General features: G+C 68.2%; 10 protein-coding genes. 7 read left to right on the forward strand and 3 right to left on the reverse strand.

The annotated features are described in order from the left end of the window. The 5 genes from ON43_RS08095 to ON43_RS08115 form a co-directional block, all read left to right on the forward strand. Nucleotides 1-4,842, forward strand: a 4,842-nt coding sequence (locus tag ON43_RS08095) for a non-ribosomal peptide synthetase (protein WP_040805392.1), incomplete at its 5' end; no start/stop codon positions are given. Then, nucleotides 4,839-5,813 carry a daunorubicin resistance protein DrrA family ABC transporter ATP-binding protein gene (locus ON43_RS08100; protein WP_040805393.1) on the forward strand — a complete coding sequence of 325 codons (975 nt, stop codon included), beginning with the start codon at nt 4,839-4,841 and terminating at the stop codon, nt 5,811-5,813. The genes ON43_RS08095 and ON43_RS08100, both read left to right, overlap by 4 nt. Continuing rightward, nucleotides 5,810-6,631: an ABC-2 transporter permease gene (locus ON43_RS08105; protein WP_040805394.1), complete on the forward strand. Its 822-nt coding sequence runs from the start codon at nt 5,810-5,812 to the stop codon at nt 6,629-6,631. Before ON43_RS08100 ends, ON43_RS08105 begins: the two co-directional genes overlap by 4 nt. Then, nucleotides 6,628-7,395: an ABC transporter permease gene (locus ON43_RS08110; RefSeq protein ID WP_051178140.1), complete on the forward strand. Its 768-nt coding sequence runs from the start codon at nt 6,628-6,630 to the stop codon at nt 7,393-7,395. Before ON43_RS08105 ends, ON43_RS08110 begins: the two co-directional genes overlap by 4 nt. A 67-nt stretch (nt 7,396-7,462) precedes the next feature. Next, complete coding sequence (locus tag ON43_RS08115; protein WP_157513950.1) at nt 7,463-7,786, forward strand: hypothetical protein; 324 nt, start codon at nt 7,463-7,465, stop codon at nt 7,784-7,786. A gap of 7 nt (nt 7,787-7,793) precedes the next feature. Here the strand turns inward: ON43_RS08115 and ON43_RS08120 are convergent, their stop codons facing one another. Both ON43_RS08120 and ON43_RS08125 read right to left on the reverse strand, forming a co-directional pair. Further along, nucleotides 7,794-8,996 (reverse strand): cytochrome P450, encoded by a 1,203-nt coding sequence (locus ON43_RS08120; protein ID WP_040805400.1) that lies wholly within the window; start codon nt 8,994-8,996, stop codon nt 7,794-7,796. A 113-nt stretch (nt 8,997-9,109) separates the two neighbouring features. Next, complete coding sequence (locus ON43_RS08125) at nt 9,110-10,090, reverse strand: adenosine deaminase (protein WP_040805402.1); 981 nt, start codon at nt 10,088-10,090, stop codon at nt 9,110-9,112. A 141-nt stretch (nt 10,091-10,231) separates the two neighbouring features. Here ON43_RS08125 and ON43_RS08130 point away from each other — a divergent pair, with 141 nt between their 5' ends. Further along, a complete protein-coding gene (locus tag ON43_RS08130) occupies nt 10,232-11,092 on the forward strand; it encodes an HpcH/HpaI aldolase/citrate lyase family protein (protein ID WP_040805404.1) in 861 nt (286 codons plus the stop codon). Here ON43_RS08130 and ON43_RS08135 read toward each other — a convergent pair. Next, nucleotides 11,047-11,541 (reverse strand): methyltransferase family protein, encoded by a 495-nt coding sequence (locus ON43_RS08135; protein ID WP_218003219.1) that lies wholly within the window; start codon nt 11,539-11,541, stop codon nt 11,047-11,049. The two genes, ON43_RS08130 and ON43_RS08135, sit on opposite strands and share 46 nt — an antisense overlap. A gap of 56 nt (nt 11,542-11,597) precedes the next feature. On the opposite strand from ON43_RS08135, the gene ON43_RS08140 reads away from it, so the two are divergent. Further along, nucleotides 11,598-12,242 (forward strand): TetR/AcrR family transcriptional regulator, encoded by a 645-nt coding sequence (locus ON43_RS08140; RefSeq protein ID WP_218003220.1) that lies wholly within the window; start codon nt 11,598-11,600, stop codon nt 12,240-12,242. Nucleotides 12,243-12,267: the final 25 nt, after the last annotated feature.

Below are 12,267 nucleotides of genomic sequence, written 5' to 3' on the forward strand. Positions count from 1 at the left end.
GAACTGCGTGCCGGGGAACCGGTGACGCTGGGGCGGCCGATTCGCGGGCTGTCGGCCATGGTGCTCGATACTTGGCTTCGGCCGGTGCCGCCGGGGGTTACCGGGGAGCTGTATCTCGCCGGGCCCGCGCTGGCACGGGGTTATGCGGGGCGGTTCGCGCGCAGTGCGGAACGGTTCGTGGCCAATCCCTTCGGCGAGCCGGGGGAGCGCATGTATCGCACCGGTGATCTGGTGCGGTGGACCGAGGAGGCCGAACCACGGATCGAGTATCAGGGGCGGTCCGATTTCCAGGTGAAGATTCGCGGGCAGCGGATCGAGCTGGGGGAGATCGATGCCACGCTCGTCGGCGCGCCGGGTGTCGAGTACGCCGTGACGCTCGGGGTGCGCGGGCCGGCCGGGGCACCGGCGTTGGCGGCCTATGTGGTGCCCGCCGCCGGGGCGACGCCGACCGTCGGCGAGTTGCGCGACTATCTGAGCGAGCGATTGCCCGCCGTGATGGTCCCGGCCGCTTACGTTGTCGTGGACTCGATTCCGTTGACGCCGGTCGGCAAGCTGGATCGGCGAGCGCTGCCCGAACCGGTATTCGACGATGACGCGGCCGAATATCGGGCACCCGGCAATCCCGCGGAGATGGTCCTGGCCGGGCTCTTCGCGGAACTGCTGGGGCGCGAACGGGTCGGCGTGGACGATTCGTTCTTCGCGCTGGGCGGCGACAGCATCATCGCCTTGCGGCTGGTTTCCCAGGCCCGCGCGGCCGGGCTGGAGTTCTCCGCTCGGGAGGTGTTCGAGCACAAGACTGTTGCCGGGCTGGCCACCGTGGCCACGACCACCGTGGCGGAAGCGTCGGTGGTTCCGGTCGAGCCGTTCAGCCTGGTCGGCGAAATCGATGCCGAGCGTTGGAAGTCGGAGTATCCGGGACTGGTCGACGTCTGGCCGTTGTCGCCGCTGCAGCAGGGCATGTACTTCCACAGCCGATTCGATCCCGATGGCGAGGATCGGTATCTGTTGCAGACCCGCGCCGAGTTGACGGGCGCGCTCGATACCGCGCGGCTGCGGTCGGCCGCACAGAGTTTGGTGGCGCGGCACGATATCTTGCGGGTGGCGTTCGTGGAATCCGAGGTTGGGCCGCGCCAGGTCGTGCTCGCGGACGGCGAAATCGACTGGCGGGAAATCGATCTCACCGGGTTCGGTGGCGATCGGGAGCAGCAGCTCGCGCGGCTGGTCGAGCAGGATGCACGCACTCGGTTCGATCTCGCTCGGCCGCCGCTGCTGCGGCTCACTCTCATCCGGACCGCAGCCGAGGACTGGACGCTGCTCATCACCAGCCATCATCTGATTCTCGACGGCTGGTCGATGCCGGTGCTGATTCAGCAACTGCTCACCGGATATCTCACCAGCCCAACAGGTTCCGAGGTATCGACGCAGTCGTACGCGCAGTTCCTGGCCTGGCTCGCCGAGCGTGACGATGCGGCGATCACGGCTTGGACCGAGACGTTGCATGGGATAGAAGCGCCGACGCTGGCGTTCCCGACGGCCGATTCGGTATCGACGGCTTCCGGCACCCTGTCGACCGAGCTGCCCGCCGCGATGACCGCCGAGCTGAACCGGACCGTCGGCGCCGCCGGGGTCACCGTGAATACCGCCCTGCAGGTGGCCTGGTCGCTGCTGTTGTCGACCCTGACCGGCCGCACCGATGTGGTGTTCGGCGCGACCGTATCCGGGCGGCCGCCGCAACTGGCCGGGGTCGAGGAGATGATCGGGCTCTTCATCAACACGCTGCCGGTGCGGATCACGCTCGATCCCGGCGAATCCATCGGCGAGCTCCTCGCGCGCGTGGGGTCCGAGCAGGCCCGGCTGCTCGAGCATCAGCATCTCGGGCTCGCCGAAATCCACCGGGCCGTGGGCGTACCCGAACTGTTCGACACCATGACCGTCTACGAATCGGTGCCGATCGATCGGGACGGGTTGAACGGGGCGCTGGATCGGGCCGGGCTGCGGCTGCGCGATATTACAGATACCGAGACCGCACCATATCCCTTGAGCCTCAAGGTAACTCCCCGGCCGGACGAGGACGGCCGTACCGCACTGCGGGTCACGCTGAATTACTGGAGCGATCAGGTGGCTGCCGCCTCGGCCGGGGCGCTGCTCGAGCGGTTCGTGGAGCTGCTCACCGAGATCGCCATGCATCCGCGCCGCGCAGTCTCGCAGCTGCCTGCCGCCAGTGTGCGGGAGCTTCGGGCACTGGCCCCGCGTCGCGGTGCGCGTTCCACGGCGCCCCGTGCGCTGCACGAGATCCTCGCCGCCGCAGCGGTTTCCGATCCGGATTCCACCGCCATCGTGGCCGGGACGCAGACCATGACCTATGCCGACCTGGATGCCTGGTCCAACCGCATCGCCCGGGTGCTGCTGCGGCACGGTGTCGGCCGCGAGGTATTCGTGGTGCTGGCGCTGACCCGCTCGCTGGAATCGCTGGTGGCATTGTGGGCGGTCGCCAAGACCGGAGCGGCGTTCCTGCCGGTGGACCCGGGGCATCCGATCGATCGGATCGAACATGTGCTGGCCGATTCCCGGGCGCCGATCGGGATCACCGTGCGCGAGATCCGCGCCGATCTGCCCGACACCGTCGACTGGCTGGTCCTCGACGATCTGGGGTCACTGCGGCACGCCATGACCGTGTCCGAGGGGCCGCTGTCCGACCGGGAGCGGGGCGGGCCGATCACGCTGGACCAGATCGCGTATCTGATCTACACCTCCGGATCCACCGGCAAACCCAAGGCCGTGCTGCTCGACCATCACGGGCTGGCGAATTTCGTTGCCGAGGAACTGGAAACGATGCGGCTGGATCGGGACGCACGGGTGCTGCATGTGGCCTCGCCCAGTTTCGACGCCTCGATCCTGGAGGTGCTGCATGCCTTCGGCGCCGGGGCGACGCTCGTGGTCGCACCGCCGGAGGCCTACAGCGGGCCGGATCTGGAGGATCTGCTGCGCGATCAGCATGTGACGCATGCGTTCGTGACGCCGTCGGTGCTGGCGACCATGCGGCCGCACGATCTGCCGGAGTTGCGGACGCTCGCGGTGGGTGGTGAGGCGGTGGGGGCGGAGCTGGTGGCGCAGTGGGCGCCGGGGCGGCAGCTGGTCAATCTGTATGGGCCGACCGAATCGACCATTGTGGCAACGCGATCCGCGGAGTTGAGTCCGGATGGGCCGATCACGCTGGGCGGGCCGGTTCGCGGGTTCGAGCTGCTGGTGCTGGACTCCTGGCTGCGGCCCGTGCCGCCCGGGGTGATCGGAGAGCTGTATGTGACCGGGCCCGCGTTGGCCCGGGGCTACTTCCATCGGTTCGGGCTGACCTCGGCGCGGTTCGTCGCCAATCCCTTTGGGCAACCAGGGGATCGGATGTACCGCACCGGTGATCTGGTGCGGTGGACCACCGATGACGATCCGCGGCTGGAGTATCAGGGGCGGTCGGATTTCCAGGTCAAGATTCGCGGCCAGCGGATCGAGCTGGGGGAGATCGATGCGGTGCTCGGGAGTGCACCCGGGGTTGAATTCGCTGTGACGCTGGGAGTTCGCGGTCCTGCCGGGACGCCCGCGCTGGCCGCGTACGTGGTGCCCACCGGCGGTTCGGCACCTGCGGTGAGTGAGCTGCGTGCCTATCTGAGCCAACGCCTGCCCGCCGTCATGGTGCCCTCGGCCTTCGTCGTTCTCGACGCGATTCCGCTGACGCCGGTCGGCAAGCTTGATCGGAAAGCGCTGCCCGATCCCGTATTCATCGACGACACAACCGAATACCGGGCTCCCACCAGTCCTGCGGAGGAGGTTCTGGCCGAGTTGTTCGCCGAACTGCTGGGACGCGATCGGGTCGGCGTGGACGATTCGTTCTTCGCGCTCGGCGGTGACAGCATCATCGCGCTGCAGCTCGTCGCGCGGGCGCGGACCCGGGGTCTCACGCTGACACCCGCCCAGGTATTCCAGCACCGCACGGTGGCTGCCCTCGCGGTCGGCACCGAGACCGGCGGCACGTCCGCCCTGGGCTTGGACGTACTGCTTCCGATCCGCCGCACCGGTGACGAACCGGCTTTGTTCTGCATCCATCCCGCGTCCGGAATCGCCTGGCCCTTCCTGGGATTCGCTGAGACGCTGCAAGCGGGGCGGCCGATCTACGGACTGCAGGCACCCGAACTGTCCGGGGAGGCGGCGATCGACTCCATTGGCGAATTCGCCGAGCGGTACGCGGGTGAGATTCGCCGCGTGCAGGCCGACGGGCCATATCACCTGCTGGGGTGGTCCTTCGGCGGGATCATCGCGCATGCCGTCGCGGCTCGATTGCGGGCCGAGGGAGCCGAGGTGGGTGTGGTCGCGTTGCTGGACGCGGATGCCTCGAATGGTGCGTACGCCCAGTTGGAAGGCGAAAGTGCCGATCTCACAGGTGAACTCGACGTCGGTGCGTTACTCAACGAATTCGGTGAACTGTTCGGTATCTCCGGCATCCCGGCCGGGGCCACCGCCGAGCAGGCCGCCGAATTGATCGGCGCGCAATTGGGATCCGAGTCGCTGGTGACCGCGGAGCTGCTGGAGCGGCTGACCCGGTCCTACAACTCGGCGATCCGACTCATGGACGGGTATCAGCGACCAGCCTTCGACGGCGACGTCCTGTTCTTCCGTGCCACGCAAGGGGTCTCGCGGATCGCCGAGCCGAGTGCCTGGCAACCGTATGTCGGCGGCGAGATCACCGTGTACGACGTCGACGCCGAGCACAGTCGAATGGCCGCACCGGAAGCGCTGGCGCAGATCGCGCGCCTGCTCGACGACCGGCTGTCCAGCCGAGAGGAGCGTTCGTGACATCCAGCGGCGTGAGCGTCGAGGGCATCGAGAAATCATTCGGCGGCGTATCCGCCTTGCGCGGAATAGATTTCGCGGCCGCACCCGGGGAGATACTCGGCCTGCTCGGACCCAACGGAGCGGGCAAGACCACCACGGTCAATGTGCTGTCCACGCTGCTTACGCCCGACCGGGGCAAGGCGATGGTGGCCGGGCACGATGTGGTGCGCGAGGCGGCGGAGGTGCGGAAGTCGATCATGCTGACCGGCCAGTTCGCGGCGCTCGACGACATGCTGTCCGGGTACGAGAACCTGGTGATGTTCGGTCGGCTGCAAGGGCTGAGCAAGCGTGCCGCCCGGGCCCGCGCCGACGAGCTGCTCGAGCTCGTCGAACTCACCGAAGCCGCGCCGCGGCGGGTCGGGACCTACTCCGGCGGCATGCGGCGGCGGATCGATATCGCCTGCGGGCTGGTCGTGCGGCCGCGGGTGGTGTTCCTCGACGAGCCCACCACCGGGCTGGATCCACGTAGCCGCCAAGGGATTTGGGAGCTGGTCCGGAACTTCCGGGACGAGGGCATCACGACCTTGCTCACCACCCAGTACCTGGAAGAGGCCGACACACTCTGCGATCGGATCGTGGTGATCGACCACGGCACGGTGGTCGCCGAGGGCACCCCCGACGAACTCAAGGCGCGCACGGGGTCCAGCTACTGCGAGATCATCCCGCTGGACCGCGGCGAAATGGGAATCATGGAGGCGGTGCTGGAACTGCTGGAGCCGCAGCGGGATCCGGCCACACCCGACCGGCTCACCATCGCCGCACCCGGCGGAGCGAAGACCGTGGCGGCGGTGCTGCGGCTGCTCGACAGCGCCGGAATCGAATTGAGCGATATCGCGTTGCGGCGGCCGTCGCTGGACGAGGTGTTCCTCTCGCTGACGGCCACACCCGGCAAGCACGCGCTGGAGGCGCGGGCCGAGGCGGTGCACCGGTGACCGCCGCGCTTCGGTTCGAGCCGGTACGGCCGAGCCCGGTCGCCCTGCGACAGTGGTGGGTGCTCAGCCGCCGGACGATCGTGCCCGCCGTGCGGTCGGGGGAGATGCTGACCTGCTTGATCGCACCGGCCGTGTTCACCGCCGGCTTCTACATCCCGCTCAATCGCGTGATGTCCTTCGCCGGAACAGGATTCAGCAGCTACGCGCAATTCATGATGCCGCTGGTGATCCTGCAGGCGAGCGCGTTCACCGCCATCTCCGCGGCCCTGCGCGCGGCCACCGACGCCGCGGCCGGACTGGATCGCCGGTTCACGGCCATGCCGGTCGGCGGGCTGGTTCCGGTGGCCGCGCGGATGTCCGGGTCGGTTGTGCGACTGTGCATCTCGCTGGCCGCGGCGGTGGTCTGCGGGCATGTCATCGGGTTCCGGTTTCGGCTCGACGCCGCGCACACACTCGGTTTTCTGATCTTCTCGCTGTTCATCGGGATCGTGTTCACCCTCGCCGCCGACGTGGTGGGCACCGCGTCGCGCAGTCCGGAATCGATCACCCAGATCCTGGGTCTGCCGCCCTTGATACTCGGCATGCTCTCCACCGGACTCGCCCCGGTCGGTCAATTCCCGCACTGGATACAGCCTTTCGTGCGCAACCAGCCGGTCTCCCAGTTCGTCGGCGTGCTGCGCGCGCTCGCGGGCGACACCCGCGCTCACACCGCCCCGGTCACGCTCTCGCTGGTCGGGCCCTCACTGTGCTGGATGGCGGTGATCATCGCCATCTGTGTACCGCTGGCGTGGCGGCTGAATGCCAGGAGGCGCGCATGACCACGGTCCTGGTGCGCGACACCATGATTCAGACCCAGCGCCTGCTGCTGCGCTGGACCCGCCACCCCGTCACGCTGCTGGAAACGCTCATCATCCCGTGCCTGCTGCTGTTCGTGCTCAATACGGTGATCGGCAGTCAGGTGAGCGGATTCTCCGGGCACAACGCGCTCTACGGCTCGGTGCCGATGGTCGCCGTGATCGGCGCGCTCTCGGGAGCGGTCGCCAGCGGCGCGATGCTGTGGCGGGAACGCGAAGCGGGTTTGCTGGCCCGCTTCTGGGTGCTGCCGATCCATCGCGCCTCGGGTCCGGCCGCCCGGGTCCTGGCCGAGGGCACCCGCATCCTGGTTGGCACGGTGATCATCGTCGCCTTCGGCTACGCGCTGGGCTTCCGCTTCCACCAAGGTGTTCTCGCCGCCCTCGCCTTCCTGCTGATCCCGGTGCTGCTCGGGCTCGGCTTCGCCACCATGGTCACCGCACTCGCCTCCTCCGCCCCCAAGGCCACGCTGGTGGAGAGCATGACAATCCTGACCTCCCTGCTGATGTTCTTCAGCACCGGATTCGTCCCGGCCACCGCGTACCCGAACTGGATTCGCCCCGTGGTGGAACACCAGCCGATCTCGGTCACCATCGACGCCATGCGCGCATTGTCCGAGGGCGGCCCGCTGGCCCGGCCGCTGACCCTGACCCTCGCCTGGTCCCTGGGCGCACTGTGCGTCTTCGCGGTCCCCGCGGCCGTCGCCTATCGCCGCGCGAGCAGGCGCTGACTAGGATTGCCAAATGATTGCCAGTCAGTGACCGTTCTCATATTGCAGCGTTACTGCAATAGGGAGAATGCTGGAAGTTAATCGGACGACGGAAGGGATTGGCATGCGACGCATTGTTGTTGTCGCGTCCGCGGTTCTGGGCGCAACGGTTCTTCTCGGCGGGACGGCGAACGCCGCCTCGGGCTACGCGATCGTGCAAGGCGAGCAATTCGACAACCCCACCGGCTGCTTCTACACCGGCGACTCCTCGATCCCGCTCCCCATCTCGAATCAAACCGAAACCACCCTCTCCGTCTACTCCACCACCGACTGCAGCGGCGACGCACCGGTCGCCCAAATCGCACCCGGCGATACCGCAACAATCAGCGGCGGCTCCGTCGGCGTGAGCTAGCCGGTCATCACCAGGCAACCGGCAGGCTCTGGGGGCCGCGTAGCAGCATGCCGGATTTCCAGGGGACCTCGTCGGCGGGGACTGCCAGGCGGAGATTCGGGAAGCGGCGCAGGAGTGCGGTGAGGGCGACCTGGAGTTCGAGGCGGGCCAGTTGCGCGCCGATGCAGTGGTGGAAGCCGTGGCCGAAGGCCAAGTGCGAGTTGTGATGCCGGTCCAGGGTCAGGGTGTGCGGGTTCTCGAATACCGATTCGTCGCGGTTCGCGGCCTGGAGATCCACGAACAGGGCCTCGCCCTTGCGGATCAGGGTGCCCGCGATCTCGACATCCTCGGCGGCGATGCGCGGAAAGGCGCCGCCGTTGCCCAGCTGGATGAAGCGCAGCAGCTCCTCCACGGCGGTCGGGACGAGCTCCGGATCGTCGCGCAGGCGTTCCCACGCACCCGGCGTGGTGAGCAGCGTGTAGGCGAAATTGGAGATCTGATTGGCCGTGGTCTCGTGACCGGCGACCAGCAGGGTGATACCGAGGGTGATCAGTTCGTCCTCGGTCAGGCGGTCCTCGTTGTCGCGGGCCGACACCAGCGCGCCGAGCAGATCATCGGTGGGATCGGTGCGGCGCACCGCGATCTGCTCGGTGAGGTAGGTGGTGAGCTCGGCGTAGGCGGCCATCCGCTCTTCGGCGGTCACCGCGGTGGTCGACATGACCGCGTCGGAGAACTCGCGGAACCGCCGCTGATCCTCCGGTGGTACGCCGAGCATCTCGCAGATCACCGTGACCGGCACCGGCAGAGCCAGCGCGGTGACGAGGTCGGCGGGTGAACCGGATTCGGCCATGGCCGCCAGCAGTTCCTCGACGATCTCCTCGGTGCGCGGCCGCAATTCCTGCACCCGGCGGGAGGTGAACGCGGTCATGGTCAGCTTCCGAACCCGCGTCAGTTCCGGCGGATCCATACTGGTCAGCACATTCGGCAAGGCCGGCGTCTCCCGAACCCGCGGCACATCCTCCCGCCCCACCGTCTCCGCCCGCCCGAACCGCGGATCACTGAGCACCGCCCGCACGTCGGCATACCGCGTAACCAGCCACGCCTCCCCGCCGAACGGCAGCCGCACCCGCGAAATCGGCTCCTCCCGCTGCAGTTTCACCGCCATCGGATGCTGTTCGAGCCGAACCGGATCGCCGAACGGATAACGATGAACGCCGGTATCAATGGTCACGCGGTACTCCTTAAACCCGAAGGACCGCGGACGTGCACCCCGGCCCGGTCGGCGAGTTCCATTCCGCGGAAAGGAAATTCGCGCGCCGACTGCTGACCGAGCCTACCCGGATCTCAGCGGTGGGCGTCGAGTTCGGCGAGGTAGGTTGCGCGGGTTTCGTCGTCCAGGAAGGCGGCTTCGAAGGAGTTGCGGGCGAGGGTGTGGATCTGGTCGTCGGTCAGTCCGATCGCGGTGGCGGTGGCCGTGAGGTTTTCGTGCACGTAGCCGCCGAAGTAGGCGGGGTCGTCGGAATTAACGGTGACCACCAGACCGGCGTCGAGCATGCGACGCAGCGGATGCTTGTCGAGGGTGTCCACGACGCGCAGCCGGACGTTGGAGAACGGGCAGACGGTCAGCGGGATGCGCTCGCGGACAAGGCGATCCACCAGCTCCTGGTCTTCGAGGCAGCGGACGCCGTGGTCGATGCGTTCCACGCCGAGGACGTCCAGGGCTTCCCGGATGTAGTCGGGCGGGCCCTCCTCACCCGCGTGGGCGACCGCGCGCAGGCCCAGGGCGCGGGCGCGCTCGTAGACGGCCGCGAACTTGGACGGCGGGTGTCCGACTTCGGCGGAGTCCAGTCCGACGGCGATGATGCGGTCCAGGAAGGGCTCGGCGGCGGCCAAGGTCTCCAGTGCCGACTCGGCCGACTGGTCGCGCAGGAACGACAGGATGAGCGAGGTGGAGACGCCGTATTTGTCCTGGCTGCGGTCGAGAGCGGCCAGCAGTCCGCGTGCGACGGTATCGAAGGCGATACCGCGCGAGGTGTGGGCCTGGGGATCGAAGAAGATCTCGGCATGCCTGACCCCGTCGGCCTGCGCGCGGGCCAGATAGGCCTCGGCGAGGTCGGTGAAATCCTGCTCGGTGCGCAGCACATCGGTGAGCGCGTAATACAGGTCCAGGAACGACTGCAGGTCGCCGAAGCTGTACGCGGCGCGCAAATCCTCGACGCTGTCGAACGGGAGCGTGACGCCATTGCGCGCCGCGAGCCGGAACGCGAGCTCCGGCTCCAGGGTGCCCTCGATATGGAGATGCAGTTCGGCCTTCGGAATTGGCATCCGACGATCCTAGATCGCCTCGGACTGTGTCGGCGCCCACGTATGGACGCGGAAGGGTGATCGGGATATGTTTCGATGGTCGAAACGATGTTTCGTTTGGTGGCGAGCGCGGTGCAGGCTCCGCGGTGAGGAGAACCCGCGGTGCGATCGGCGCTCTACGTCCCCGGTAACCGCCCCGAGCTGTTCGACAAGGCCCTCGCGGGCCCGGCCGATGTGGTGCTGCTCGACCTCGAGGACGCGGTGCCCGTGCGGGACAAGGATTCCGCGCGCGCCGAGGTCGCCGCCTGGCTGCGCACGGTCACCGTCGAGCGGCCGCGGATCTGGGTTCGCGTCAACGGGGAGGACACCGAGACGGATCTGCGCGCCGTCGCGCTACCGGCCGTGGCCGCGATCTGTCTCGCGAAAGCCGAGTCGCCGCAGCGGGTCCGCGCCGCCGCCGCGATCCTGGATGAGTGCGAGCCCGGGCCCGCCCGCATCGAGATCTGCCCGCTGCTCGAGAGCGCGGCCGCGATTCTCGACGCCCGCGCCATCGCCGCCGCGCCCCGGGTGGCGAGACTGCAGCTGGGCGAGGCGGATCTGTGCGCGGACACCGGCATCGAGCCCGGACCCGACCGCGCCGAGCTGCTCGCGGTCCGCACCCAGGTCGTATTGGCCTGCGCCGCAGCCGGAATCGCGCCCCCGCTGGGCCCGGTGAGCACCGACTTCCGCGATCTCGACGCGCTGCGCGCCTCGACCGAGGCGCTCGCCCGCCTCGGCTTCCGCGGCCGCGCCTGCATCCACCCGGCCCAGGTGCCCGTGGTGAACGCGGTCTTCACGCCCACCGAGGCCGAGCTGGCCCGCGCCCGAGACCTGGTGTCCCGCTTCGATTCCGCGCCCGGCGGCATCGTCTTCGACGAGCGGGGCCGCATGGCGGATCTCGCCGTCGTGCGCCGCGCCCGCCGCCTGCTCGCCGATGCTCAGTGGGCCGCCCGCCCGAGCCAGCGCCCGACCCGGCCTCGGTAATCGAGGTAGGACTGCCCGAATCGCTCGGTCAGATAACGCTCTTCCGGCTCGATCACCAGGCGCAGGACCAGCGCGATCGCGACGGGCAGCAGCGCGATCGGCCACCAGCTGTTCACCAGCAGTCCCAACCCGAGCGCGGCCACGGCCAATCCGGTGTACATCGGGTTGCGGGATACGCGATAGACGCCCGTGGTGATCAATGTCGACACCGGGCGGTGCGGCACGATCGTGGTCCGATGCCGGATGACCGCGCCGACACCGCACCAGGCGAAGGTCAAGCCCAGGGCCACGATCACGACGCCGGCGATCTCGGTTGCGGGTCGCCCGCCGATCGGCAGTGGGACAACGGAATTCAGTGCCATGCCGCCCACGACGGCGGCGACGTAGTACAGGGGCGGCGGAATGTAGATCACCCGGGCGCCGCGTTCGGAGGTGGAGTTGCCGGCCATGTTCGCCTCGATTGGGTAGAGCAATACTCTAATGAATACATGGTTACACTATCGGCGTGGTTGTCAAGAGGCGATACGAATCGAGCCACCGGCAGGATCAGGCGCGCCGGACCCGCCACGCCATCCTCGAATCGGCGCGCACGCTGTTCGTGGCCTCCGGCTACACCGCCACCACCTTCGCCGCGATCGCCCGCGACGCCGGCGTCGCCGTGCAGACCGTGTACAAGATCTTCGGAAACAAGCAGGCCCTGCTCTCGGCGCTGGTGGACCTCACCATCGCCGGTGACGACGAACCGACCGAACTGGCGCGTCGTGAGTTCGCCGCCGAGATCCGGGCACTCGGTGATGCCCGCGCCAAGTTGGCCAGGTACGCCAGGCATCTCGCGGAAACCCATGCGCGCGAGGCGGAAGTGATGCTCGCGGTCTGGAGCGCGGCGGCCGCCGACCGAGAGGCGGCCGAGATCTGGAACAAGAACCTGACCGAGCGGCGAACGGGCATGACGATGTTCGCCGCGGACCTCGCCACCACCGGCGAACTCGAGCCGGCCTATTCGCAGGACATGGTCGTCGATGTGCTGTGGCTGGCCATGGATGTGCGCAACTACGACTTTCTGGTCCGCCAAAGGGGTTGGAGCCCAGAGCAATACCGGGCTTGGTACGTCGACTCGGTGGCGGCGTCGATTCTGGCCCCGGCCGGGTGACCCGGTGTTGGTCTCAATGCTCGCG

Source organism: Nocardia concava NBRC 100430 (genome assembly GCF_000308815.1).
Lineage (GTDB): Bacteria > Actinomycetota > Actinomycetes > Mycobacteriales > Mycobacteriaceae > Nocardia > Nocardia concava.